A 26070-nucleotide genomic window follows, 5' to 3' on the forward strand; every position below is an offset into this window, starting at 1 on the left:
GCGGGGCTTTTCAGCATAAATTCAAAGGAGTACGTATGTTTGACAACTTAGGTGCGGCGAAGAAATACCTCGGTCAGGCCGCACGTATGCTGGTGGGCATACCGGATTACGACACCTACGTCCTGCATATGCAGACCAACCACCCGGATACGCCGCCAATGACCTACGAGGAGTTTTTCCGCGAGCGTCAGCAGGCGCGTTACGGCGGGGATGGTAAAGGCGGAATGCGCTGTTGTTAAGGGGAATAAAATTATGATGCCAATTGCAGTCACAGTATTAACAGGCTTCCTGGGTGCCGGGAAAACCACGCTTTTACGCCAGATCTTGCATACCCGGCACGAGATGAAAATTGCGGTGATCGAGAATGAATTTGGCGAGATGCCCATCGATAACCAGCTGATTGGCGACCGTGCCACACGTATCACCACTTTATCCAACGGCTGCATCTGCTGTACCCGTTCGGGCGAGCTGGAATCGGCGCTGCTGGATTTGCTCGACAGCGTGGATAAAGGCGAGGTGCAGTTTGACCGGCTGATAATCGAATGCACCGGCATGGCCGACCCCGGCCCAATCCTTCAGGCGTTTTTCGCGCATGAAGTCATCTGTGAAAGATATGTGTTAGATGGCGTTATCACGCTGGTGGATGCCGTGCATGCCATGTCTCAGTTGGATCAGTTCCCGCTGGCGCAGTCGCAGATTGGTTACGCTGACCGTATCCTGCTGACTAAAACTGATGTGTCCGGTGAATGTCCTGAGCTGACGGAGCGGCTGCAACGCATTAATGCCCGTGCACCGGTTTATAAAACAGTTCAGGGGGATATCGATCCGGCGCTGCTGTTTGATACCCGCGGATTTATGCTGGAGGAAGACGTGGTCGCCGCCAGACCGCTGTTCCATCGCCTCGCGCCACAGCAAAACACCGTTTCCTCGATTGTGGTAGAACTGGATTATCCGGTGGCGCTGACCGCGATATCGAAGGTGATGGAAGAACTGCTGGCCAGTTTTGCCGATAACCTGATGCGTTATAAAGGGATGTTATGGATAGCCGATCACCCGTGCCGCCTGCTGTTTCAGGGCGTACAGCGCCTCTACAGCGCCGACTGGGATCGCGAGTGGCTGCCGGACGAAACGCCGCGCAGTGCGTTAGTTTTCATTGGCATGCAGTTGCCCGAAACCGAAATCCGCGCGGCCTTTGCCCGGCTGCGTCCGGCCAGCCCTGTCTGACCCATGTGTCCAAAAGAAAAGCGGCGGGGTTTACAGCCCCACCGTCTCTTTCAGTGATTTCAGATAGCGGCGGCTGACCGGCACAATCTGACCATCACGCAGCAGCAGTTCCGCCTGGTTCTTATCCTCCAGACGGATCTCCTTCAGATAATCCATATTCACCAGATATTGCCGGTGACAACGTAACAACGGCGTACGAACTTCCAGCGTGCGCAGGGTCAGTTCGGTGAATGTCTCTTTGCCGTCCTGTCCGGTGACATACACCCCGCCGACCCGGCTGCTGACAAAAGCCACATCTTCAAGCTGCAACAACCAGATACGGTTACTGCTGATACAGGGGATAAACTTCAGCGGCTGCTGATATTGCGGTAACTGTGAGACATCCTGCTCCTGATAGCCCAGTCGTAATCTCGCCAGCGTTTTCTGAAGCCGCGCCGCCTGGATGGGTTTGAGTAAGTAGTCAAACGCGCACTGTTCAAACGCCTGCACCGCATATTCCTCGAACGCGGTGAGGAAAACGATGTGCGGGCGATGTTGCTGATCGAGCATACCGACCATTTCCAGCCCGCTGATGCGCGGCATCTGAATATCGAGAAAGACAATGTCAGGACGGATTTTGTGGATCACGCCAATCGCTTCAATGGCGTTGGTACATTCACCGACAATTTCAATATCGCTTTCATCCTGAAGCTGTAAGCGTAAATTTTCCAGCGCCAGCGGCTCATCATCGACAATCAGCACTCTTAACATGGCGCACCCTCCGCAGGCAGCCGTAACGTGACGCGGGTGAAATCATCCGGTTTACAACTGACCGTAATGCCATAATCATCGCCAAAGCGCGCCCGCAGACGTTTATCGACCAGGCTCATACCTAACCCGTCGCTGCTTTCTTCCGGCTGATATAACCCGGCGTTATCTTCCACTTCGATGATCACCATTTCGCCCTCACTGTAAGCGCGGATCACAATATTGCCATTGCTCAGCAACTGAGAAGTGCCATGTTTGATGGCATTTTCCACTAACGGTTGCAGGGTGAAAGCAGGCAGGCTCTGATCAGAAAAGGCCTCCGGTACCTGTAAATCCACCTTCAGTTGCGTCGGAAATCTTGCCAGCTCGATTTGCAGATAGGCATTCACATGCTCCAGTTCATCCGCCAGCGTAACGACTTCAGAAGAGCGTTTGAGATTCTTGCGAAAGAAGGTCGACAGGTACTGCACCAGTTGACCGGCTTTATCACTGTCGTGGCGGATCACCGCCATTAACGTATTGAGGGCGTTGAATAAGAAATGCGGATTAACCTGAGCATGCAACAGCTTGATTTCAGACTGTGCCAGCAACGCTTTTTGTTGCTCAAATTTACCGGCGAGGATCTGCGCCGACAACAGTTGGGCAATTCCCTCGCCCAGTGTGCGGTTGATGGAGCTGAACAGACGGTTGCGAACCTCATACAATTTGATCGTGCCAATCACCCGCTGATTTTCACCCCGCAGCGGGATCACCAGGGTTGAACCCAGCTTGCAGCTGGGATGCAGTGAACAGCGGTAAGGCATCTCGTTGCCGTCGGCATACACCACTTCATCGTTCTCGATAGCACGCCAGGTATATTGTGATGCGATGGGTTTGCCCACCAGATGGTGATCGTCGCCGATACCGGTAAAGGCCAGCAATTTCTCACGATCAGTAATCGCCACAGCCCCGATATCCAGCTCTTTCAGCAGCACCTGTGCCACTTTCATGCTGTTCTCTTCGTTGAACCCGCGTCGCAAAATGCCTTCCGTCGAGGCGGCCACTTTCAGCGCGGTGGCCGAAAACGCCGAGGTATATTTTTCGAACATTGCCCGCTTATCCAGCAGGATACGCATAAACATCGCGGCCCCGAGGGTATTCGTCACCATCATCGGTGCGGCAATGCTGCCGACCAGATTAAGCGCATCGTGAAACGGGCGGGCAATAAGCAGGATGATTAGCATTTGCAGTATTTCTGCAACAAAGGTGACACCAGCCGCTACCAGAGGATTAAATAACTTATCGATACGTCCACGTTTGATCAAAACGCTGTGTACCAGACCCCCTAATAATCCCTCGGCGATGGTTGAAATCATGCAGCTCAGCGCCGTCATACCGCCCATTGAATAACGGTGGATCCCGCCGGTCAGCCCCACTAACCCCCCGACCACCGGGCCGCCGAGCAACCCGCCCATCACGGCGCCAATCGCGCGGGTATTGGCAATAGAGTCCTCGATATGCAGGCCAAAGTAGGTTCCCATAATGCAAAAAATGGAAAACGTGATGTAACACAATAGCTTATGCGGCAGCCGAACCGACACCTGAACCAGCGGAATAAATAACCGCGTTTTACTCATCAGCCAGGCAATCACCAAAAACACGCACATTTGTTGTAACAGCAGCAATATCAAATTGAATTCGTACATTCCCGGGCATCCAAAATACGACAAGCTGAAAATATATCGTGCTCAGATAAAATTTACCTTGAACCCGCCAGAAGAATGGGAATATTTTTATTGACGAATTAAATTTAATATTCTTCTAAATGAAATATCAGAAAACTATTTAAAGATGCCGTTCAGCAAACGGTAATATGTATTATGCAGCCACCACGACCCGATATTAATGAATCAGAAAGTCGCATGCCTCTCCGATAAAATCATGACTGACTGCTATTGATATCCCCCGCCTTAGCAGATCTCTGCATCAGCCGGCTCAGTATCAGACAGAAAGCCTCACTTGCAGGGTTATAGCGGTGCTCGTTCACACGTAGCAGACAATCCACGGACGGCAACGGCATCCTCTGTTCAAGTTCGCAAAGATCGCTAACCGGTTTTGCGATGCTGAATTCATTCATTATTCCCACCCCAAGGCCTGCATTTATCGCCGCAAGCATACCTGCCACTGAAGGGCACTCCAGCATCACCATAAAGGTAATATCAGCCTGATTCAGTTTCTCCTCAGCCATACGGCGATAAAAACAATCTGTCCCCCAGGTGATCAGTTTAAGGCGATTACCGGATGCATACCGCCACGAAGGAGGTGCACACCAGTATAATTTTTCTGTCCAGAGTACCTTGTCTTCGCCGCTGGCCATGCCCGTGAAATCCTGGTGTAAAATGATGTCCAGTCCCCCCTCAGAAAAATGCTGACGCAGGAGATGGCTTTGCTCAACAACCAGCTGGACATCCACCTCAGGATGATGGTGAGTGAACAGAGCAATAACTGAACACACTTCTGTCAGAGAAATGTGTTCAGTTACCCCAACACGGAGCTTTCCGCGCAATGCCGAAGGTGAAAAATAGGCCACAGCGTTATCGTGTTCGCTGAGTATTTTCACCGCATGCTGGAGTAACACGCTGCCCTTTTCAGTCGGGCAGGCTTTCCCTGCGTGACGTGTCAGGAGCTGACACTGAAGCTGATCTTCAAGTCGCCTGAGTTTCCAGCTCACAGCAGACTGACTCAGGCTGAGGAGTGAAGCCGTTTTGCTCATACTGCCGGTTTGAACGACGGTTCTGAACACCCTGAGCGAATCAACGGAGAGGCGTTTATTCATTTTATTATGACAAAAGTGGGTTACCAGAGGGAAAGAATGTCACTGGCGTCATATTCAGTCAACGGATAGCCTGCTCAGACTGAATAAAAGCGGAGCAAACTATGCCAGGTTGTAATCCATTACTGACTCAACACGTTGTGATAAAGGGTTGTCGCATTGCGACGGGGGTCCACGGCTCAGGCACGCCACTGATTCTGGTTCATGGCACGCCTGCGCATTCTGTCATCTGGCAGACACTCGTCCCGATATTTGTCGACGCAGGCTTTCGTGTTCATCTGTATGACCTTCCAGGGTTCGGCGCATCCGAACGCCCGGTGAAAACGGATACATCGGTAGCCTCACAGGTGACTTTTCTGCTACGACTGCTTGAATACTGGCAACTGGATAAAGCACACTTTTTGGGTCACGACATCGGTGGGGCAATTTCACTTCGGCTGGCATTCGATTACCCGGACCGCCTCCAGACACTCACCCTCGCCGATATTCCAAGCTACGACTCCTGGCCATCGCCTACATGGAAAGACATGCGGGATAATTATGCGGAATATGCATTGATACCGGCCAGCCAACATTGTATTGCGATGTCACGCCAGCTAAAGATGGCCGTTTTTAAAAAGGAAGTGATGACAGGGGAACGGCTGGAGAGTTATCTCGCGCCACTTTGTGGCGTGGTGGAGCAGGCCTCATTTTATCAACATCAGGTCGCTCACTATAATTCCTGTTACACGGCAGACTTTGCGGAGAAGCTCCCTCTTCTGAATCTGCCCGTACAGATCTTATGGGGGAAAGAAGATGAATGGCAGCCCGTTGAATATAGCCAGCGTCTGCAACGCGATATTTCGTCTTCCACGCTGCATATCTATGAGCAGGCCGGACACTTTTTGATGGAAGATGCTCCACTGCCTGTAGCCAGACAGGTAGTCGAATTTATTAACAAAAATGAGGTGAGGTAACACTATGGTTCTGATCGGAATGCTGGATTCGCCCTATGTCAGACGCGTGGCTATCTGTATGAAAGTGTTGGGTATTGATTTCGAACATCGTCCGCTCTCGGTGTTTGCCGATTTTGAGACACTGGTGAAAATTAACCCGGCGGTCAAAGTCCCCACGCTTATCACGCAAGACAATCAGGTACTGATGGACTCAACCTTAATCATCAGCTATCTGGAGAAACTGTCCACCCGCTCTCTTGGCAATCCCCCCGAGTCCGGGCCGGAAGGCCTGCGGGAATTATGCCTCACGGGACTTGCTCTGACAGCCTGTGAAAAAGCGGTGCAACTCGTTTACGAACGACGCCTCAGGCCGGAGGAAAAGCAACATCAGCCCTGGGTTGATCGGGTGACCCGACAGCTCCGGGGGACATGGCAAATGCTTGATGACAGCCTGCAGGAAAGCGCCCCTGATATACTGACTGTAGCCGGTATCAGCATCGCCGTTGCCTGGAGTTTTACGGTATCGATGCTGCCAGATATCATGAACGCCGACCAGTATGCGCAAGCGAACAGCTTCACACAGCGGGCCGAACAGCGACCGCAATTTCTGGCAACACCCAGGGTGTAAGTACACCGATCCCTTTCAAAGAGAGCAAATGGATTGAAAGGGATCGATTAACAGGAAAATCCACGATCAGTGTGGTTTCTCACTGGCCGATAACGCAAAGGTTCCCACCGGCATGACAGGCAGGTATTTTTTATAATAATCGTGATAGTTTTTCACCGGATCAATATCCCTGAATAAATCAGGATAAAGGGACTTGGCGATAAACTGCACCATGGTGAAATCCACCAGCGTCCGTGATGCCCCCTGATAAACCCCGAAGAGTTTGTCGTTTTTAATTGCCGGTAATGAACTCCAGCCGTCACGGTGAGCAAATCCGTTGAGTTTTGCTCTTGCTGTAGCTTCATTGACCCCGATGCCCATTTCTAACGCCTTATCGACTTTATTGTTCTCCCTGCCGGAAATAAAAATGACATCCGGTTTGGCAACCAGCAACTGCTCAGGGTTAATTTCGCCCCACTGTTTAACGAAAGGTGCCGCAATATTTTCACCACCTGCAAGACGCAGCATCACCCCCCACATATTTTCACCATAGGTAAATGAATACTCCGCCGGACCTTTATTGCCAAACTCAATATAGACTTTTGGCTTCGGCAGATTCGCCTGTCTGATCCTGTCTTCAATCAGCGTGATGTTATTTTTATAAAGCCGGGCAAGCTCATTCGCGCGACCAGCCTGGCCGGTTAATATCCCGATAATTTCCGTGGATTTCACATGATTTTCCACTGTCTGATCATTGTAATCGAGCACGACAACCGGGATATTCAGGCTCTGAAGCTGCGTGACTTCATACTTCAGGGCGGCGTACTGCCAGCTGGCTAAAATGACCACATCCGGTTTCAGGCTAATCACTTTTTCCAGCGACACGTTGTGCAGGTCGATTTCGCCGATATCCGGAATGTTGGCGATGGACGGACGGTATTTAATATACATATCCCAGTTCGCAGGGACTTTGCCATGCCAGGCTTCGCGGGAGATACCGACAATATGATCAAATGCCTGTTCACCACCGACCGCCATATAATCTTCAAAATAGAAACCTAATACCGCTCTTTTCACCGGGGTTTCTAAGGTTATTTTATTTCCCAGAACATCAGTCAGTGTCGTTGTTGCGGCACCGGACGGTCCGGTTATGACGACTGACAGCATAAAAAGCAAACCATGAAGTAACTTCATTTAATTCCCTTAGGTATTGTGTGATTATTATCTGAGGCTGAAAATTATTTTTATAGCAACCGGTTTATTGCACGGTTTATTTAACTTAAGTCGCCGTAACCCGGTAATACCGCCATGCCCTCATCGCGGCGGGATATTATACGTTTGGTCGGCTGCATCAGTACAGTCACAACTGCATGTTGCCGCAGGTCGGACAAAAGGGAGCACCTGAGGTGAGTTCGGGTGATAACTGTTAATATGAAGCGGAAAACGCTTCTCAGATGCTGAGCTATAATTAAAATTTACCGATGAGAAGGATACTTATATGGCTCCAGTCGCGAGTATATCAGGTGGCGTAATATTTATTATCATTGGCATCGTGATGCTGTGGTTATTAATCAAGGCTTATAAAGCCAATCAGAACAAGAAGTTCTTCACGCCGAGCAAATGCATGCTGCTCATCGGGACCCTCGTCTCTTTCATTATCTCTCTGGTTTTTTTCACCTCCTCTTCCTGATGCCAGCATAATTTTTCCGTGAATGCCCCGGCCTCTGTGCCGGGGTTTAATATCCGACAAGATCGCCCTCTTTTTCATCCTCGACTATGATTATTATTCGTTGGCTAACGGCCGGTTAACGCGACTATTTTGCGAGGTAAAGTGATGCAACGCGATGCATTGACGACAAGCTGGGGGGCCAGTTTCATTTCCGCCGGGACAGTTCGCTTTCGGGTCCGGGCGCCGGGTCAGGCCAACATGACGCTGAGACTTTCCGACGAAGACAGAGAAATGCAGCCGACGGAAAACGGCTGGTTCGAGCTTGTGGCAACCGGTGTTTCTGCCGGTCAGGAGTACCAGTTTATTCTGGCCGATGGCATGCCGGTTCCTGATCCTGCCTCGCGCGCCCAGCTGGCAGGCGTCAACGGTCCTTCCCTGGTCACCTCATCATCGGGCTATGCATGGCGAAATCACCACTGGAAAGGCCGCCCGTGGGAAGAAACCGTCGTCTATGAAATGCATATCGGCACCTTCACACCCGAAGGCACTTTCAGCGCCGCGCAGGCAAAACTCGCTTATCTGGCAGAAACCGGCATCACCATGATTGAAGTGCTGCCGCTCTCACAATTTGGGGGGCAACGCGGCTGGGGTTATGACGGTGTCTTGCTGTACGCGCCTCACTCCGCTTATGGTTCGCCGGATGATTTCAAGGCGTTTGTCGATGCGGCGCACGGTGTCGGCATCTCCGTGGTGCTGGACATCGTGCTCAACCACTTTGGTCCGGAAGGCAATTATCTGCCACTGCTCGCGCCGGATTTCTTCGATGCTCAACGCATGACGGCCTGGGGTGCGGGCATCGATTATCGAAACGAAGCGGCCCGCTGCTATATCGTGGAAGCACCGCTGTACTGGCTAAAAGAATACCGGCTTGACGGTCTGCGCTTTGACGCCATCGATCAGATGAAAGACACCTCTTCCCCGCATATTCTGATTGAAATCGCCGAACGAATTCGCGAAGCGATCACCGATCGCCCGGTGCATCTGACCACCGAAGACAGCCGCAACGTCATCTTTTTACACCCGCGTAATGCCGACGGCACCGTGCCACTGTTTACCGCCGAATGGAATGACGATTTCCATAACGCCATCCACGTTCTCAGCACCGGTGAAACCCACGCCTACTATCAGGATTTCGCGCAGAACCCTGAGAAACTGGCGGCACGCGCGTTAGCGGAAGGTTTCGCGTATCAGGGCGAAAAATCGCCGCAAACCGCTAAACCGCGCGGTACGGTCAGCCGCAGACAGCCGCCGGTAGCCTTTGTCGATTTCATTCAAAATCACGACCAGATTGGTAACCGTGCGCACGGCGACCGGCTGATCACGCTGGCTGGCGCTGAACGTACGCGCGTTCTGTTCGCCGCCTTATTGTTATCGCCGCATATTCCGTTGATGTTTATGGGCGAAGAATACGGCGAAACCAATCCGTTTCTGTTCTTCACCGATTTTGAAGGTGAGCTGGCGCAGGCGGTTCGCGAGGGGCGCGCCCGTGAATTTGAAGGACACAACGGTTACGGCAACGACGCGGTCCCCGATCCTAACGCTCTCAGCACGTTCGAAAATTCGAAACTTGACTGGCAGAAACTGACACATCCCGAAGGCGAAAACACCCTGGCGCTGACCCGCAAGCTGCTGGCGCTGCGCCGGAAATACATCGTGCCCTTACTGACGCCTGCGAAAGGAGAAGTCGGCCAGATTGTCGAAACCTCAACCGGTTTTCTCTCCGTTAAATGGACATTCCCCCGTGGCACGCTTTCGCTGGTACTCAACGTTGGCCAGGACACGCATCCGCTTCCTGAACTGCCAGGAGAAACGATCTTTGCCTGGCCGCAGGATGCCGCGACGTCGGTGCCCGCTTCCCTTATTGTCCGTTTTGCGCCAGGAGTCTTACTGTGAAAATCCCCACCGCGACTTACCGCATTCAGTTCCGTAATGGACTGAACTTTGACACCGCGACAGGGCTTATCCCCTATTTAAAACAACTTGGGATCAGCCATCTTTATGCTTCCCCGGTGTTTACAGCGACGTCTGGTTCCACGCACGGCTACGATGTTACCAACGCCAACGAAATTGACCCGACGATTGGCGGGCGTGAAGGTTTCGACCGTATGGTACAGGCGCTGAAAGCGGCGGGGATCGGGCTGATCCTCGACATTGTGCCCAATCATATGGCGGCCTCACTTGAGAATATCTGGTGGCGTGACGTCATTGAACATGGCAAAAAGAGCCGTTATGCACGCCATTTTGATATCGACTGGTCGCGTCGCCTGACGCTGCCTTTCCTCGGGGACGCTTTTGAGGATGCGCTGGAAAAAGGCGACATTGTGCTGAAGCCTGATCCCAAAACCGGTCAGCCCGCTTTCGCCTATTTCGATACCTATTATCCCGTTGCGCCCGGCACTCTCACGGCGTCTAAAACAGATGACCTGAGCAAAACAGAACTGACTGAATTACATGAGCGCCAGCCCTACCGCCTGATGTGCTGGCGTGACGCGCCCCGTGAACTCTCGTACCGGCGCTTTTTTGAAATCACCGGCCTCGCGGGTGTGCGCGTGGAAGACGAGGGGGTTTTCGATGATACGCACCGGCTGATCCTCGAGCTGGTCCGCTCCGGCGTGGCCGATGGCCTGCGGGTCGATCATGTGGATGGTCTTGCCGATCCCAAAGCCTATCTTGAACGCCTGCGGGAGAAGGCCGGGCCGGACTGCTATATCACGGTGGAGAAAATTCTGGGCAAAGGCGAGCGCCTGCCGCCGGACTGGCCGGTCTCCGGCACCACCGGCTATGAGTTCATTGCCTCGCTTTCGGATGTGCTGGTCAACGATGAAAATATCGCGGTGTTTAGTGAGCTTTACGACAGCGTGGTCGGCAAGCCGGTGGACATGCGCAACGAGCTGCGTGCGGCCAAGCTTATGATGGTGGAAAAGAATTTCGAAGGCGAGTACACCACGCTGTGGAAACTGGCGAACAGCATCGCCGGGACCGGGGGCACGATGTATGACGAAAATGATATCCGTACCGCGCTGCGCGAATTACTGATCGCCTTTCCGGTGTACCGCACTTACGGCACCGAACAGGGTATGCCCGCAGAAGACACCGCGCTTTTGCACAAGATCCTGCGCAAGGTCAGCGCCCCGGCCCTTGCCGTTCAGCCTGAAATCCTTGCGTTTCTGGCGCGCATTCTTTGTGGAGAAACCTCTGCTGCGGCGGCATCGCAGGCCGGTTTATTCCGTACCCGCTTTCAGCAACTGACCGGACCGCTGATGGCAAAATCGGTGGAAGACACACTTTTCTTCCGCCAGAACATGGAACTGGCGCTGAACGAAGTCGGCGCTGAACCGTTAATTCGCACCTTCTCCCTCAGCCGCTTCCATACGGAGATGATAAAACGCCGCGAAGAGCAACCGGCGGCGCTTTCCGCGACATCCACGCATGACACCAAACGGGGGGAAGATGCCCGCGCCAGACTGTTTACGCTGACCGAAGCGCCACAAGACTGGGCCGCCTGTGTAAAACGCTGGCACCGGATGAACGAGTCAAAGGTGATTATGCTTCCCGATGGCCCGGCACCGCGCCCTGCGCTGACATGGATGCTGTATCAGGCGCTGGCGGGCGCGTGGCCGGTCACGCTGACGCCTGAAGATGAACAGGGTTTACAGGAGCTCGACGAAAGATTTCAGAGTTTCGTCGAAAAAGCGCTGCGGGAAGCCAAGCTGCGCACCAACTGGGATAACAACAACGAAGACTATGAAAAGGCCGTGCTGGATTACGCGCATCATCTGCTTTCAGCGGAAAACCGGCTATTCCTGCAAGATTTCCACGCGTCGATCCAGCCATTTATCCATGCCGGACTGGTGAACAGCCTGACCCAGACGGTAATCAAACTGATGGCGCCGGGCGTACCGGATATCTATCAGGGCAGCGAGGCGCTGAATTTCAGCCTTGTTGATCCGGATAACCGTCGTCTGCCGGATTTCACCGGACTGGCGCGGTTGTTACGACAGGATGATAAAACGGGCCGGGGCCAGGCAGAAAGAAAGCTGAACGGCCAGCTGAAACAATACCTCGTGGCGACGCTCGCCGGGCTTCGCCAGCAAAAACCTGCGCTGTTTCAGCAGGGGGACTATGTTCCGCTCAGTGCAACCGGCAAGCACGCCGAAAACATCATCGCGTTTGCGCGGGTGCACAATGACGATGCGGTGATTGTTGCGGCACCGCGTCTGGTGCTGGGTTTGCCAGCCCGGGGGTTCCCGCAGGCGGAAATTGTACTGCCGCCCCACCTTGCTTACCGGCACTACCGGGATCTGTTCAGCGATAAAGAAATTACGCTGAGCGACCAGCTAGACATGGCTGTCTGGCCTGGCTTCTCCCCGGTCATACTGATAGCGTCCTCGCCATCTTAACGGTCGCGTTCTGCCTGGGTTTTAACAATCATATTCGGCAATGCCATTTCGATCCCCTGCTCGATCAGCTTTTCAATAATACGAATATTAATTTCCTGCTGAATATCCATGTATTTATTGTAATCGGCAGTATTGACGATGTGGACCACTTCGATATTCAGGCGATCGGTACCAAAACCCAGCAAATGTGCGCGGTCGAATTTCGTTTCGCCGACATCAATAATAATTTCCTTTACCATGTCACCGATATTGCGCAGCTTTTCCGGCGGCGTACTAATCGCGACACCAAAATTGAAAACAATGCGGCGGGTTTGCATGCGTTTGTAGTTATGCAGCGTTTGCTGGAGCAGGATGGCATTACCGCAAACAATTTGTTCCCCGCTCAGGCTGCGTATCCGGGTCGTCTTCAGGCCAATATGTTCGACAGTACCGGCAACATCATTGAAAACGACGAAATCGCCAATTTCGAAAGGCTTATCAAAGCCGATAGATAATGACGCGAACACATCGCTGAGAATGGTCTGGATCGCCAGCGCGATAGCGATACCGCCCACGCCCAGACTGGCGACCAGCGCGGTAATGTTCACGCCCACATTCGCCAGTATCGACAGCAGCATCACCGACCACACTACCGCCCGGAAAATCAGCCCGGTGATCACCAGCGTTACCGGATTTTTGTTCATACCGGGCTGACGCATAATATGACGTAACCACGAGACCACCGCCTGATCCAGCCACAATGCCATCTGGAACGCCAGCACCAGAAACCATGCGTGACTGATGGTGTTGTAGAGATTATCGGGCAGATTAACGAACCTCAGGCTGAACAAAAAAGCCGCAATGAAAATGAGTAAATTACTCGTCCGGTTGAGGATCTCGCCCAGAATAAAACGAATCCGGTGGCTGGCCTCATTAACCTCCCCCCAGCGTTTTACGCCCTTGCGCAAAAACGAGACCAGCCAGCTCAGCAGCCAGTACGTGACAAGCGTGACGACACACATCGTCGCGACACCTATCCAGAACACCGGCGCCATCACCAGCGCGATAAAATCAAAGCGTGATAGAAAATTCATCTTCCCTCCCGGAATTAATCACAAACCTCCAGTATAGGAAACAGGTCAGCGCAGGGGTCAGGAATAGGAAAGGTCGGTAGACAACCGGCGTTGCCGCAGAGGTAAAACTTTGCAGACGTCTTAACGTCATCGGTATTTATATTACGTTCTGTCCGGTTTACTATGATTTCTGGCGTGAGCCCGATGTTCTGAAAAACGTTCAACTGAGGTGCTTGATATGAAAAGAGCTTTAGTGATTGGTTATATGTCGTTCGTTTCAATTGCATTGGTCGCCGCGCTGATAATCGGTGCCCGAAACGGATAACAAAGGCCCGGTAAGGTGAGTGATAACGTCTGGGTGAGTGCGGGGCATGAGGCGAAAAGCGTTCTGCCACCCAAAAATATGCGCTCTTTGTGGCACTTTTTTGTCAATGACTTGAACAGGACAGGGGTCTGGGATTACTCTTAGATCAGCTGACGCAAGAGCAGCGGATCGTAAGCACCATACCCTTAAATAGCCCACCCATGAGGTGGGTTCTTTTTTGCCTGTCGCTCAGCATTAAGAATTATCCTGGTCAGAAAGTCATTCAGACGTAAAAAAGCCGGTGATACTTTTGTATCACCGGCTTTTTGCTGCGGGTTAACGCAGAACGAAACTTATGCTTCAGTAATGACTTATGCGTTCAGCAATTGCTGTGCGGTTTTCTCAACCAGCGCCAGCAGGACTTTCACGTCTTCCAGCGTTACTGTCGGGTTCAGCAAGGTCAGCTTCAGACAGGTGACGCCATTATGCTCGGTCACACCGACGTTAGCACGGCCAGATTCCAGCAGCGCATCGCCGATTTTCTGGTTCAGCAGTGCAATAGCCGCATCGCTGCTGCCCGCCAGTTGCTCAGGACGATAACGGAACAGAACACTCGCCAGTTGCGGCTTCATCACCAGTTCCAGCGCGGCTTCAGAAGTCACATATTGCGCGACTTCCTGCGCCAGCGTCACACCGTGATCGATAATCGCGGCGTATTGTTTCTGCCCTAATGCTTCAAGCCCCATCCACAGTTTCAGTGCATCGAAACGACGGGTGGTTTGCAGGGATTTGGACACCAGATTCGGTACGCCAGCCGCTTCGTCGAACTCAGAGTTCAGGTAAGCCGCCTGATAACGCATCAGCTCGTAATGACGCTCTTCTTTGAGCAGGAATGCGCCGCAGCTGATGGTCTGGAAGAACTGTTTGTGGAAGTCCAGCGTGATGGAATCCACTAACTCGATGCCGTCCAGATAATTGCGGTATTTTTCGGACAGCAATAATGCACCGCCCCATGCCGCATCCACATGCACCCAAATCTGATGCTCTGCCGCCAGTTCAGCAATAGCACGCAGCGGGTCGATAGCCCCCGCATCGGTGGTACCGGCTGTCGCCACAATGGCCAGGATCTGATCGCCACTGGCTTGCGCCTGTGCCACTTTCTCGCGCAAATCGTTGAGATCCATACGGGCAAACTCATCGGTTTTCACCAGCGTGACACACTGATAGCCCAGACCGAGCAGCGCCATGTTCTTCTGCACAGAGAAATGCGCGTTTTCAGAACATAACACTTTAATCTTGCGCAGATTGCCGACCAGCCCATCCTGCTGAATGGAATGCCCCTGACGCGCGAAGAAGGCATCGCGTGCCAGCATCAGCCCCATCAGATTGCTCTGGGTGCCGCCGCTGGTGAACACGCCTGCGTCGCCAGCCTGATAGCCCACCTGAGTACGCAGCCATTCGATCAGCTTCATCTCAATGATGGTTGCTGACGGGCTTTGATCCCAGGAGTCCATACTCTGGTTCGTGGCGTTGATCAGCACTTCCGCCGCCTGGCTGACCACCAGACTCGGGCAATGCAAATGCGCCACACATTGCGGGTGATGCACAGACAGGCTGTCTTTTAAAAAGTACTCAATCGCACGTTCAATCGCGGCCTGGTTACCCAGACCGTTTGGATTGAAGTCCAGCCTGATACGTTCACGCAGCTCAGCAACGGTTTTGCCCTGATACATCTCAGGTTGTTTCAGCCACTGCACAACAGCTTCACTGCTCTGCGCAATGGCCTGCTGGTAGGCTTCAGTGCTTTGCGCTGAGCCTGCCAGAATCGGGTTTAACTCGGACATCAGAATCTCTTACTCCGCTCAGACAGGTTTGATGCCAGCCGCTAACAGCGCCTGCTCAAACTTATCGAGGAAAATACCCAGCTCATCGTTGGTGATCAGCAGGGAAGGCAACAGGCGCAGCACACAACCATTACGGCCACCGCGTTCGAGGATCAGGCCAGCCTGGAAGCATTTTTTCTGCAGCAATGCAGACAATTCACCGTCAGCCGGATAGCAACCCATGTGATCCTGCGCTTCGTCGGGTTTGACGATCTCAATACCGATCATCAGGCCCAGACCACGCACGTGACCGATAACCGGATAGCGTTTCTGCATGTCAGCCAGTTTGGCTTTCAGCCATTCACCCTGCGCTGCCACTTTCTCGGAGATTTTTTCTTCTTTCAGGATTTTCAGCGTGGTCAGGCCGGTGGCCATCGCCAGTTGGTTACCGCGGAAGGTACCGGTATGGTGACCCGGAGCCCAGGCATCGAACTCTTTCTTAATACCCAGAACCGCCAGTGGCAGACCGCCGCCGACCGCTTTGGACATCACGATAATATCCGGCTCAATGCCCGCGTGTTCGAAGGCAAACTGTTTGCCGGTACGGCAGAAACCCGCCTGCACTTCGTCAAGGATCAACAGAATGCCGTGTTCCTGAGTCACTTTACGGATGCGCTGCAACCACTCAGCCGGAGCCGGGTTCACGCCGCCTTCGCCCTGAACCGCTTCCAGAATGACAGCCGCAGGTTTGCGAACGCCGCTCTCAACGTCGTTGATCAGGTTTTCGAAGTAATAGGTTAATGCTTTAACGCCAGCGTCACCGCCAATGCCCAGCGGGCAGCGGTACTGGTGCGGGTAAGGCATAAACTGCACTTCCGGCATCATGCCATTAACAGCTTCTTTCGGAGACAGGTTACCGGTCACCGCCAGTGTGGCGTGTGTCATACCGTGGTAGCCACCCGAGAAACTGATGATACCGCTACGGCCGGTGACTTTTTTAGCCAGTTTCATGGCAGCTTCAACAGCGTCAGCACCCGACGGACCGGTGAACTGCAGGCAATACTCTTTGCCCTGTTGTGGCAATAAAGAAAGCAGATATTCAGAGAACTGATCTTTCAACGGTGTTGTCAGATCCAGTGTATGTAACGGCAAGCCGCTGGTAATGACATTTTGGATGCTTTGCAGCACGTCAGGATGATTATGTCCAAGAGCAAGCGTACCCGCACCGGCCAGGCAATCAAGATATTGATTATTCTCAACATCCGTGATCCAAACGCCATTGGCCTTCGCAATTGCCAGAGGCAACTTACGTGGATAGCTCCGAACATTCGATTCAAATTCAGCTTGTCTTGCCAAATAGGTTTCATTGTTTCCGTTTAATGAATTCGCACCAAAACTGTCAATACGGACTTTATCCGTCATCATATCTCTCCTACAACCGTGTGTTATTAGAACGCCACAATTGAATAAATTTGATTAAGAAAATTACAAGCGTATGAAAAACGCGGCCAATATATGGCTTTTTTGCCCCCACCTCAATAATTTATTTTGTATAGATTTGTTTATTCTTTCCTATAGGAATCAATATGTTGATGATTTAATGAACGATCGTGCTGACTTAACTCCGTTACACGGTCATTAATAAAGCACTAAAAAGCACATCCGTCTTGCGGAACGACGGGTCAACACGCGACATATCAGGCTTAAAATCACACCGTTGTCAGGCATCAATACCCCTGCGGCTACGACGTCGCACCGGAGGTTGATGCCCGGTGAACAGTCTTTCAGGAAAGTTGTTTAATTATAGCCTGCGGCTGTTATATGGGCGATGATATTAAAGTACGGTGCAGTAACTGGCTGAATAGCCGTCAGATATAAATTTTGAAATATATTACACCGCGACATCGGTGCGGTTATTACAGAAATAATACAGAGAATAATGTCCGCCGCGTATATAAACAATCCCTTCGGATATTTCCCTAATTATTCAGCTCATTAACCCGACCTTTGCGGTAGAACTCATATAAGGTGACGTAATCCTGGAACACCTGCGACAAAATCGCATCGGTTTCCGGCGGAAGGATGCTGTTGGTCTGCATCTGATAGCGCGTTCGCACCGCATCAATCCACAGTTTATCAGCCGCCGGACCCGGTTCCTGAACCAGATGAGCCAGCCAGTACACCGTGTTTTTCTTCACCGTCACCACAGGCTCAGGGCAACGGCAGCACCACCAGACCGGTTGCAGTATTTTGGAAAATAAAACGCCGCTGACTGATTGCCAGACCGAAGAGGTCAACGGTAGCGGAACCCACGCGCGCTGCCAGTGCGTAGCCTGTCCCGTCAGCAATGACATCATGAGCGCCTGCGCAGATCCTGAAAACGGCCTGGACATTCTATTCCCTTCTCTTGTTTCTAAAATAACCCATATCTGCCCGTTACACGGCAATCAAAAAGGGCTCTTGCGGGCCCTTCTCTTTGTCCTTTTCAACGTAAATCAATAACCCTGCGTCACAATCTTCGCAGCAGAAGCCAGCACATCGCGGCGGGATTTCGCGTCTTTCTCCGGCTGGGTGAAATAAGTAATCAGGATCAGCGGGGCCTTATTATCCGGCCAGATCACCGCAATATCATTGGTTGTGCCGTAATCGCCGCTGCCGGTTTTATCGCCGACCACCCAGGTCGCAGGCAGCCCCGCACGGATACTCATCGCGCCGGTCGTGTTGCCTTTCATCCATTCCACCAGTTGCGCGCGTTGCGGTTCAGCCAGCGCGCTGCCCAGCGTGACGTGTTGCAGACTCAGAGCCATCGCACGCGGTGAAGTGGTGTCGCGGTCATCCCCCGGAATGGCGGTGTTCAGCGTTGGTTCAGTGCGGTCCAGACGGAACGTTTTATCGCCGAGCGTACGGGCGTATTCCGTGACTTTCCGCGGGCCACCAAGCTGCTCAATCAGTTTATTCATGGCGGTATTATCGCTGTACTGCAAGGCGGCGGCAGCCAGTTCGCCTACCGTCATGCCGGTATCGAGATGCTTTTCGGTGATCGGGTTATAATTTACCAGATCAGATTTTTTGAGGCTGACGCGGCGGTTCAGCAACTCCGTTTGCGTTTCGCTCTGTTTAAGAATGGCTGACGCGGCCATGAACTTGCTGGTGCTGCACATGGCAAAACGTTCATCAGCGCGGTAAGCAATCTGGGAATTGTCTTCAGTATTAATCAGCATCACACCAAGACGACCGCCGCTGTCTTTTTCCAGCGCCGCAAGTTGCTGCTGCACAGACGTCATTTTTGTCGCCGTTTGCGCCCATGACACCGCACTGAATGCGAGCATTGGCACTACAGCCGCCGCCATCAGCACAGTTTTACGCAGGGTATTTTTCATCATCAAAGCCTTCTCCTTTATATTGGCGAAGGGATTATGGCAAAAGCTGAGGCAGAAAGTAAAAAACCCGACAGAAATTGTCAGGTTTTAAACATGAAACGGAAAACTTTGAGAAACTAACAGGAGATTTAGAACGTTTCCCAGTTGCCCTGATCAGCGGCCGGAACCGGCTGACGGTTTGACAGCAAGGCGGGAGATTTTGTCTGCCCGGCTTTACGCACCGCCGCCGTTGCCGAACCGGCGCTGACTTTAAAGATACTGATCGCCTGAGATAAACGCTCAGCCTGCTCATTGAGCGAGTATGCCGCCGACGAAGCTTCCTGCACTAATGCGGCGTTCTGCTGGGTGACTTCATCCATCTGAGTGATGGCTTTGTTGATCTCTTCAATGCCGGTGCTTTGTTCGTTACTGGCAATCGCAATTTCGCCCACGATGTCAGTCACATTTTTTACGCTGGACACCACTTCCGCCATGGTAGCCCCGGCTTTGGCAACCAGTTGCGTGCCGTTATCCACTTTCGCCACCGAGTCGTCGATCAGCACTTTGATCTCTTTCGCGGCACTGGCAGAACGTTGCGCCAGATTGCGCACTTCGGAAGCCACGACAGCAAATCCACGGCCCTGCTCACCGGCACGCGCCGCTTCAACGGCGGCGTTCAACGCCAGAATGTTGGTCTGGAAAGCAATGCCGTCAATCACTGCAATGATATCGACGATTTTACGCGAGGAAGTGTTGATACCTTCCATTGTATTCACCACTTCGCCCACCACTTCGCCACCCTGCACCGCCACGCGGGAAGCCTGCGCGGCCAGCAGATTAGCCTGACGCGCGTTATCAGCGTTCTGCTTCACGGTGGCGGTCATCTGCTCCATCGCCGACGCAGTTTCTTCCAGCGAACTGGCCTGCTGTTCAGTGCGGGAAGACAAATCGAGGTTTCCGGCAGCAATTTCGCTGGACGCGCTGGTGATGGCATTGGTGCCGGCACGCACTTCGGTCACAATTTTCAGCAGGTTTTCATTCATGTTTTTCAGCCCCTGCATGAGCTGCCCGGTTTCATCCTGCGACATCACCTGGATTTGTGTGGTCAGATCCCCTGCCGCCACGTTTTCTGCCACTTTTACTGCGGTATGCAATGGACGGGTGATCGAACGCGTCAGGAAATAGCCCAGCGCCGCCGCCATTAAAATCGCCAGCGCGGAGAAAATCAGCGTCAGCTGAATGGCGGTGGCGCCATCTGCTATCGCTGTTTTACCTTCAGCCTGCAACTGCTGATCCTGAGAGTTGGCAAATGCGGTTGCCAGATCCAGATACGCATTTTGCGAGGTGGTGAGTTTGCGCAGAACAAATTCGGTCGCGCCGTCCATGTCACCGGCACGGGCTAAGGCAATCAGTTGCTCTTTCGCCGTTTCGAAGGTTTCACCCGCTTCCTGCAACGTTTTAATTTTCTGCTTGCCCGTCACGGTGGATTGGATCGCGGCGATTTTATCCATCGCTAAATTGGTTTTTTTGACCGTGTCATCCAGTTGTAAATAACGCTTTTTATTCTGTTCAGGATTTTTAGTATCGATAACGATACCCCGCAGATATTTAATCTGGTCGTTTACGCCGTCGCGAACATCAAATGCCAGCCGGACTTTCACGTACCGGTCGCTGATTATTTGTTCAATACTGGTGTTAATGCTGCTTATTTTGGTGATTGCAATCCCGCTGACAATGACTAAAAGCAAAATGACAAGGCTGAATGCGGCCCCTAAACGGGCGCCGACACGCATATTGTTGATCAGTTTAAACATTTTATTTCCCTTATTTCCTGGCCAATAAAACAAATACCATGAAAAAAAATTCAAAATATTGGTTACATAGCGGAACGACTTTCTAATGATTTATTTAATTCAAAAGGGTTATCGGTATAAATAAGGGAATCTTTAGTGACGTTAATATTGCGAAAGTGTAAATAAGGATGACCATTTTGCTTCCTCCCCTGCGAAGGGGAGGAGCACAACAAAAGCGCCGGGCAGGAGGACAAGTATTAATTAGCAAACATTTCCTCCAGCCAGCCCACCCGCATTTCAGGCACCGAACGCAGTAACTCGCGGGTGTAATCGTCCAGAGGTTCGGCGAGTGCAGATGCCACCGGGCCGTGGCGCACAATCACGCCTTGTCTGAGCACCGCGACTTCGTCCGCCACTTCACGTACCACCTGTAAATCGTGGGTGATAAACAGGTAAGCAATGCCGGTTTCCTGCTGGATTTGGCGCAGTAACGCCAGGACATCGCGGGCGACTAACGGGTCGAGTGCCGACGTTGGCTCGTCACAAACGATAATTTTTGGCTCAGCCGCCAGCGCCCGCGCAATACACACACGCTGTTTCTGCCCGCCGGAAAGTGCGGCAGGGAAACGCATCGCAAGTTCAGCGTGTAATCCGACCTGCGCCAGCAATTCACTGACCCGCGCCTCACGCTGGCTGCGGTTCAGCGACGTAAAGCAGGCCAGCACACGGGAAATCTGGCTGCCAATACGCTCTTTAGGATTCAGCGCCGTGTCGGGGATCTGATGAATGAGTTGCACATCGCGCAACTGAACGCGGCTGCGCTGGCGCAAACTGGCAGGTAATACTTGCTGATTCAGACTGACTTCACCGGTTTGCGGCGTGAGCAGTCCGCAAATCACTTTGCCGAGCGTAGATTTCCCCGAGCCGGATTCGCCGATCACCGCCAGCGTGCGCCCGCGCGGCAAGCTCAGTGAAATGTTTTGCAGCACCGGCTGCGCATGATAGCGCGCACTGATGTTGCGGATATCCAGCGCCACCGGCGCATCGCCGGTTTGCGGCGTTTTGCTCCCGCCCTGCGCATGCAGCAAACGGCGGGTGTAATCCTGTTGCGGCTGGCTCAGCAGTTGCGCCGTTTCCGCCTGTTCAACCGTTTTACCGTGCTGCAATACCATGATGTGATCGCTTATCTGCGCAACGACCGCCAGATCATGGCTGATGTAAATCGCCGCGACGCCGGAAAAGCGGATCACATCGCTGATGGCTTTCAGCACACCGAGCTGTGTGGTGACATCCAGCGCGGTGGTCGGCTCATCGAAAATCAACAACTCAGGACCGGCGCACAGTGCCATCGCAATCATCGCGCGCTGTAACTGACCGCCGGAAACCTGATGCGGATAACGCTGATAAAATGCCTGTGGATCCGGCAGGCCGAGTTGTTCAAACAGCGCAATGGCTTTGGCCTGCGCTTGCTGTCGGGGATAAATTTTATGTTTCAGCGCCGCCTCAATCACCTGCTCACCGAGCGTGATCGCCGGGTTAAACGCCGCTCCGGCAGACTGCGCGACATAAGCAATCTGCCTGCCGCGCACCTGCCGTAACTGGCGGTCAGAAAGTTGTGTCAGTTCCTGCCCGCTGAATGTAATTCTGCCGGACTGAATGCGCATCCCCTGACGACAGTGCCCGAGAATGGCCAGTCCGATGGTGGATTTACCTGCGCCTGATTCGCCGATCAGCCCCAGCACTTCGCCTTGCTTCACCGTGAAAGAGACGTCATCCACCAGCGTGCGCGGATTTTTACCCTGCGACACCACGTGCAGGTTTTCGACATGCAGTAAGTGCTCATTCATGCTTTTTTCCCCCACACACGACGCTCACCGCTCATCAGCCAGTCCGCCACGGCGTTGACCGCCAGCGCCAGTACCGCGATGGCGCCACCCGGCACCAGCGCCGCCCAGACGCCAAACAAAATACCGTCTTTGTTATCGCGCGCCAGTCCGCCCCAGTCGGCGGTGGGTGGCTGAATACCCAGCCCGAGGAATGACAGCGCAGAAAGAAACAGCAGAATAAAAATAAAACGCAGGCCGAATTCGGCAATCAGCGTCTGAAGCGCATTGGGTAAGATCACATGCCAGAGGATCCAGCCGAGGCTTTCGCCGCGCAGCCGCGCCACATCAACAAATTCCATCACGCCGATATCCACCGCGAGGGATCGTGCCACGCGCAGCACACGGGTCGATTCCAGCAAGCCGAGCACCAGCGTCAGCACCAGAATGGTTTTTGGCAAGACGGCCAGCACAATCAGCGCCAGGATCAGCGTCGGGATAGCCATGACGATATCGTTGCAGCGGGAAATCACCTGATCTAACCAGCCGCCGCGCAGTCCGGCAATAAACCCGAACGTACAACCGACGATAAACGCCACCAGCGCCGCCAGCGCAGTCACCCCAAGGGAAACGCGGGTGCCCCAGATCAGGCGGGAGAGCAAATCACGTCCGAGATTATCCGTGCCGAGAATGGAATCCGGTCCTGGTAAATCCCAGGACATCCCGAGCGTTTGATCCGGCGCGTGAGGCGCCAGCCACGGCGCAAAAATGGCGATCAGAATAAACAGACTCAGCACCAGCAGGCCAAGTATCGAAGCAGGTTTTAATGCAGGCATTACAGCAATTCCTAAGATTCAGCGGTTGTGGCGTAAACGCGGATTGGCGACCAGTGCCATCACATCCGCCAGCAAATTCAGCAGGATATAAATGCCAGCCAGCAGCAACGCGCAATCCTGCATCACCGGAATATCACGTTTGCTGATGCTGTCGACCATGTACTGCCCGAGTCCCGGATAAACAAATACGTTCTCAACAATCACCACACCGACCATCAGATACGCCAGATTGATCGCCACGACGTTGATGATCGGCCCCACGGCATTGGGCAATACGTGACGCCACAAAATGCGCGACGGCGACAACCCTTTGAGCAACGCGGTATCGACATACGTCGAACTTTGCGCAGCAATCAGCGCGGCGCGGGTCATGTTGCTCATATGGCCGAGGATCGCCAGCACCAGCGTGGCACACGGCAGGGAAATGGCGGAGAGTTTAGCTGCCAGCGGCATATCCGCCGTAATACTGCTGTTACTCGGCGCCCATGCCAGCGTGATGGCAAAAATCAGGATCAGCAGATAGCCGGAGAAAAACTCCGGCAGCGCGACGGTTGCGCGGGTGATGGTGTTGAGCAGCGTATCAATTACGCTGCCCTGATAACGAACGGAAATAAATCCGATCAGCAGCGCCAGCGGAACCGCAATCGCGGCGGTACATCCGGCCAGAAACAACGTGTTGCCCAGGCGGGTAAACAGCGGGCCGCTGATGGCTTCACGGGTGGAGAAACTGGTGCCAAAATCGCCGTGCAACACACCGGTCAACCAGCTCAGATAACGGCTGACTGCCGGTTTATCCAGCCCCAGTTGCAAGTTCAGTTCGCGGATGGCATCCGGCGTGGCGCTCTGGCCGAGGATCGCCGTCGCAGCATTGCCCGGCAGCAGTTGCACACCGGCAAAAATCAGCACGGAAACTGCCAGCACCACCAGCACGCCATAAAACAGGCGTATCAGCACCATGCTCAGCAAGCTGGAACGATGTTGCGAAAAACGGCCCGCAGGCCGTTGAGTCGCTTTCTGTTGTGCAGATAAGTCAGACATATTTTTACCCGGTTCAGCCTTCGATCCAGACTTTCTCTGCCGCACGGTTACCGCTCAGCGGCATCCCCGGAACGGACGTGAACCCTTTGATTTTGGCGGAACAACCGTCGAGTGCATCGGCATACAGCGGAATGATCTCGCTGCCCTGATCAACCAGCATCACCTGAATGTCATGGTAAATCTGTTTGCGGCGCGCTTCGTCCGCTTCACCGCGCGCGGCTTTGACCATCGCATCGAAAGCCGGTACGTGCCACGCGGATTCGTTCCATGAAGACTGGCTGGTGAACACCAGCGAGAGCAGCGCATCGGCGGTCGGACGGTTCGCCCAGTTCGAGGACACGAAGGCTTTCTTCTGCCAGATATCATTCCAGAACGCATCGTCCGGCACGCGCACCACATTCAGATTAATGCCAGCTTTGGCGGCGGATTGCTGATAAAGCTGACCGGCATCAACCGCACCAGGGAAACCGGCATCGGCAACGTTCAGGGTCAGCGGGCCGCTGAACCCGGATTTCTTCCAGTGGAACTGGGCTTTTTCAGGGTCGTACGGACGTTGCGGAATGTCTTTCGCGAAGTAACGGTTCGACGGGAAAATCGGGTTATCGTTCGCCACGCTGGCGTAGCCGCCGAGCACGGTATCGATAATTTTCTGACGATCGATGGCGTATTTCAGCGCCAGACGGCCATCAACATTATCGAACGGCGCCAGATTCGACAGCCCCGGGAAGGTATAAATCATACTGTCTTTGGCGCGCACCAGTTTCAGGTTCGGCATACGTTCGATGCGGCTGACGATGCGCGGATTCACACGGTTAATCAATTGTGCCGAACCACTGACCAGTGCCGCCACACGGGCCGTTGAATCATTCATCGCCAGCGTTTCGACAGAATCGACATGCCCGCGTTCGCTGTTCCAGTAGTTCGGATTGCGTTTAGTCAGCGTAGAGACGCCCGGCTGGAATTTCTCAAGGATAAATGCGCCGGTACCGATGCCTTTGTCAAAGTTTTCATTTTCAGCGGTAATGGCGAAATGCACGGCGCTCAGCAGCCAGACGAATTCAACGTCCGGCGCGGTCAGTTTAATCGTGACTTCATGGTCGCCGGTGGCTTCAATTGAACTGACGGTATCGAGATAACCTTTCACCGGCGAGGTGGATTTCTCACCACGATGGTGATTCAGGGAGTACACCACATCTTTCGCGCCCAGCGAGCGGCCATCGTGGAACTGCACGCCCTGACGAATTTTCAGCACCCAGGTTTTGCTGCCGTCGGTTGAGGCCCAGGCTTCAGCCAGCGAGGGGGCCAGTCTGGCGTTTTCGTCGATTTCCACCAGATTGTTAAACATCTGAGAACCGACGAAATACATGTAAGTTTCGAACCAGAATGCCGGATCCAGACGGTCAGTGCTGGAAGCGTTATCCACACCAACAACCAGATGCCCGCCTTTTTTCGGCTTTTCTGCCTCCGCAGCAAAGGCATTGCCCAGCCACAAAGAGTGGGTAGCCGCAGCAACGGAAAGTGCCCCCGCACTTTTGATAAACGAACGACGATCAATCATGTTTTTCCCCTGTCTGCGAAGAATGCATCT

21 protein-coding genes are annotated in these 26070 nt (G+C 53.2%); 7 read left to right on the forward strand and 14 right to left on the reverse strand.

Going from position 1 to position 26070, the window contains the following annotated elements:
• Positions 1-35 precede the first annotated feature (35 nt).
• Entirely contained in the window at positions 36-239 is a 204-nt protein-coding gene (locus tag ABIC79_RS14520) for a YbdD/YjiX family protein (RefSeq protein ID WP_013578144.1), read from the forward strand.
• Positions 240-252: 13 nt separating this feature from the next.
• The gene (gene yjiA, locus ABIC79_RS14525; RefSeq protein WP_119262316.1) at positions 253-1224 is read left to right on the forward strand and encodes a GTPase; all 972 of its coding nucleotides are present in this window, start codon (positions 253-255) and stop codon (positions 1222-1224) included.
• A 30-nt stretch (positions 1225-1254) separates the two neighbouring features.
• Here yjiA and btsR read toward each other — a convergent pair whose 3' ends face one another.
• From btsR to ABIC79_RS14540, 3 genes are all read right to left on the reverse strand, one after another.
• On the reverse strand, positions 1255-1974 hold the full coding sequence (gene btsR / locus ABIC79_RS14530; RefSeq protein WP_013578142.1) for a two-component system response regulator BtsR: 720 nt from the start codon (positions 1972-1974) through the stop codon (positions 1255-1257).
• On the reverse strand, positions 1968-3656 hold the full coding sequence (locus ABIC79_RS14535; protein ID WP_013578141.1) for a sensor histidine kinase: 1689 nt from the start codon (positions 3654-3656) through the stop codon (positions 1968-1970). Before ABIC79_RS14535 ends, btsR begins: the two co-directional genes overlap by 7 nt.
• Before the next feature lie 233 nt (positions 3657-3889).
• Positions 3890-4786, reverse strand: coding sequence for a LysR family transcriptional regulator (locus ABIC79_RS14540; protein WP_013578140.1), 897 nt, complete (start codon positions 4784-4786; stop codon positions 3890-3892).
• Positions 4787-4887: 101 nt separating this feature from the next.
• On the opposite strand from ABIC79_RS14540, the gene ABIC79_RS14545 reads away from it, so the two are divergent.
• Both ABIC79_RS14545 and ABIC79_RS14550 read left to right on the forward strand, forming a co-directional pair.
• A complete protein-coding gene (locus ABIC79_RS14545; RefSeq protein WP_014416672.1) occupies positions 4888-5739 on the forward strand; it encodes an alpha/beta fold hydrolase in 852 nt (283 codons plus the stop codon).
• Between the two features lie 4 nt (positions 5740-5743).
• Complete coding sequence (locus tag ABIC79_RS14550) at positions 5744-6346, forward strand: glutathione S-transferase (RefSeq protein WP_013578138.1); 603 nt, start codon at positions 5744-5746, stop codon at positions 6344-6346.
• A 66-nt stretch (positions 6347-6412) separates the two neighbouring features.
• Here ABIC79_RS14550 and ABIC79_RS14555 read toward each other — a convergent pair whose 3' ends face one another.
• Positions 6413-7519 carry an ABC transporter substrate-binding protein gene (locus ABIC79_RS14555; protein ID WP_121019898.1) on the reverse strand — a complete coding sequence of 369 codons (1107 nt, stop codon included), beginning with the start codon at positions 7517-7519 and terminating at the stop codon, positions 6413-6415.
• Between the two features lie 304 nt (positions 7520-7823).
• On the opposite strand from ABIC79_RS14555, the gene ABIC79_RS14560 reads away from it, so the two are divergent.
• The 3 genes from ABIC79_RS14560 (at position 7824) to treY (ending at position 12454) form a co-directional block, all read left to right on the forward strand.
• A complete protein-coding gene (locus tag ABIC79_RS14560; RefSeq protein ID WP_013578136.1) occupies positions 7824-8015 on the forward strand; it encodes a hypothetical protein in 192 nt (63 codons plus the stop codon).
• Positions 8016-8159: 144 nt separating this feature from the next.
• Positions 8160-9947, forward strand: coding sequence for a malto-oligosyltrehalose trehalohydrolase (gene treZ, locus ABIC79_RS14565; protein WP_354567597.1), 1788 nt, complete (start codon positions 8160-8162; stop codon positions 9945-9947).
• Positions 9944-12454, forward strand: a complete 2511-nt coding sequence (treY, locus tag ABIC79_RS14570; protein ID WP_314521777.1) for a malto-oligosyltrehalose synthase — start codon at positions 9944-9946, stop codon at positions 12452-12454. Before treZ ends, treY begins: the two co-directional genes overlap by 4 nt.
• Here treY and ABIC79_RS14575 read toward each other — a convergent pair.
• The 10 genes from ABIC79_RS14575 to ABIC79_RS14620 form a co-directional block, all read right to left on the reverse strand.
• Positions 12451-13527, reverse strand: coding sequence for a mechanosensitive ion channel family protein (locus tag ABIC79_RS14575; protein WP_166860990.1), 1077 nt, complete (start codon positions 13525-13527; stop codon positions 12451-12453). The genes treY and ABIC79_RS14575 overlap by 4 nt on opposite strands.
• Positions 13528-14181: 654 nt before the next feature.
• Entirely contained in the window at positions 14182-15654 is a 1473-nt protein-coding gene (locus ABIC79_RS14580; protein WP_013578132.1) for a pyridoxal phosphate-dependent decarboxylase family protein, read from the reverse strand.
• Positions 15655-15672: 18 nt separating this feature from the next.
• Positions 15673-17058, reverse strand: a complete 1386-nt coding sequence (locus ABIC79_RS14585) for a diaminobutyrate--2-oxoglutarate transaminase (RefSeq protein ID WP_354567600.1) — start codon at positions 17056-17058, stop codon at positions 15673-15675.
• Positions 17059-17612: 554 nt separating this feature from the next.
• Positions 17613-18026, reverse strand: coding sequence for a hypothetical protein (locus tag ABIC79_RS14590; RefSeq protein ID WP_041673406.1), 414 nt, complete (start codon positions 18024-18026; stop codon positions 17613-17615).
• A 102-nt stretch (positions 18027-18128) separates the two neighbouring features.
• A complete protein-coding gene (gene blaRAHN / locus ABIC79_RS14595) occupies positions 18129-19016 on the reverse strand; it encodes an RAHN family extended-spectrum class A beta-lactamase (protein ID WP_241917383.1) in 888 nt (295 codons plus the stop codon).
• A 125-nt stretch (positions 19017-19141) separates the two neighbouring features.
• Entirely contained in the window at positions 19142-20806 is a 1665-nt protein-coding gene (locus ABIC79_RS14600; RefSeq protein ID WP_013578128.1) for a methyl-accepting chemotaxis protein, read from the reverse strand.
• A 236-nt stretch (positions 20807-21042) separates the two neighbouring features.
• Positions 21043-22632 carry an ABC transporter ATP-binding protein gene (locus ABIC79_RS14605; RefSeq protein WP_119262320.1) on the reverse strand — a complete coding sequence of 530 codons (1590 nt, stop codon included), beginning with the start codon at positions 22630-22632 and terminating at the stop codon, positions 21043-21045.
• Positions 22629-23444 (reverse strand): ABC transporter permease, encoded by an 816-nt coding sequence (locus ABIC79_RS14610; RefSeq protein ID WP_013578126.1) that lies wholly within the window; start codon positions 23442-23444, stop codon positions 22629-22631. Before ABIC79_RS14610 ends, ABIC79_RS14605 begins: the two co-directional genes overlap by 4 nt.
• Positions 23445-23462: 18 nt before the next feature.
• A complete protein-coding gene (locus tag ABIC79_RS14615) occupies positions 23463-24401 on the reverse strand; it encodes an ABC transporter permease (RefSeq protein ID WP_354567781.1) in 939 nt (312 codons plus the stop codon).
• Positions 24402-24495: 94 nt separating this feature from the next.
• The gene (locus tag ABIC79_RS14620; RefSeq protein WP_173362124.1) at positions 24496-26037 is read right to left on the reverse strand and encodes an ABC transporter substrate-binding protein; all 1542 of its coding nucleotides are present in this window, start codon (positions 26035-26037) and stop codon (positions 24496-24498) included.
• Positions 26038-26070 lie beyond the last annotated feature (33 nt).

Origin of the sequence: Rahnella sp. 2050 (assembly GCF_040544515.1) — a bacterium.
In the GTDB taxonomy this organism is placed as follows: Bacteria; Pseudomonadota; Gammaproteobacteria; order Enterobacterales; family Enterobacteriaceae; genus Rahnella; species Rahnella aceris.

Coding starts and splice junctions, on each gene's coding strand:
- ABIC79_RS14520 (WP_013578144.1), top strand. CDS start 36: ATGTTTGACAACTTAGGTGCGGCGAAGAAATACCTCGGTCAGGCCGCA.
- yjiA (WP_119262316.1), top strand. CDS start 253: ATGATGCCAATTGCAGTCACAGTATTAACAGGCTTCCTGGGTGCCGGG.
- btsR (WP_013578142.1), bottom strand. CDS start 1,974: ATGTTAAGAGTGCTGATTGTCGATGATGAGCCGCTGGCGCTGGAAAAT.
- ABIC79_RS14535 (WP_013578141.1), bottom strand. CDS start 3,656: ATGTACGAATTCAATTTGATATTGCTGCTGTTACAACAAATGTGCGTG.
- ABIC79_RS14540 (WP_013578140.1), bottom strand. CDS start 4,786: ATGAATAAACGCCTCTCCGTTGATTCGCTCAGGGTGTTCAGAACCGTC.
- ABIC79_RS14545 (WP_014416672.1), top strand. CDS start 4,888: ATGCCAGGTTGTAATCCATTACTGACTCAACACGTTGTGATAAAGGGT.
- ABIC79_RS14550 (WP_013578138.1), top strand. CDS start 5,744: ATGGTTCTGATCGGAATGCTGGATTCGCCCTATGTCAGACGCGTGGCT.
- ABIC79_RS14555 (WP_121019898.1), bottom strand. CDS start 7,519: ATGAAGTTACTTCATGGTTTGCTTTTTATGCTGTCAGTCGTCATAACC.
- ABIC79_RS14560 (WP_013578136.1), top strand. CDS start 7,824: ATGGCTCCAGTCGCGAGTATATCAGGTGGCGTAATATTTATTATCATT.
- treZ (WP_354567597.1), top strand. CDS start 8,160: ATGCAACGCGATGCATTGACGACAAGCTGGGGGGCCAGTTTCATTTCC.
- ABIC79_RS14575 (WP_166860990.1), bottom strand. CDS start 13,527: ATGAATTTTCTATCACGCTTTGATTTTATCGCGCTGGTGATGGCGCCG.
- ABIC79_RS14580 (WP_013578132.1), bottom strand. CDS start 15,654: ATGTCCGAGTTAAACCCGATTCTGGCAGGCTCAGCGCAAAGCACTGAA.
- ABIC79_RS14585 (WP_354567600.1), bottom strand. CDS start 17,058: ATGATGACGGATAAAGTCCGTATTGACAGTTTTGGTGCGAATTCATTA.
- ABIC79_RS14590 (WP_041673406.1), bottom strand. CDS start 18,026: ATGTCCAGGCCGTTTTCAGGATCTGCGCAGGCGCTCATGATGTCATTG.
- blaRAHN (WP_241917383.1), bottom strand. CDS start 19,016: ATGATGAAAAATACCCTGCGTAAAACTGTGCTGATGGCGGCGGCTGTA.
- ABIC79_RS14600 (WP_013578128.1), bottom strand. CDS start 20,806: ATGTTTAAACTGATCAACAATATGCGTGTCGGCGCCCGTTTAGGGGCC.
- ABIC79_RS14605 (WP_119262320.1), bottom strand. CDS start 22,632: ATGAATGAGCACTTACTGCATGTCGAAAACCTGCACGTGGTGTCGCAG.
- ABIC79_RS14610 (WP_013578126.1), bottom strand. CDS start 23,444: ATGCCTGCATTAAAACCTGCTTCGATACTTGGCCTGCTGGTGCTGAGT.
- ABIC79_RS14615 (WP_354567781.1), bottom strand. CDS start 24,401: ATGGTGCTGATACGCCTGTTTTATGGCGTGCTGGTGGTGCTGGCAGTT.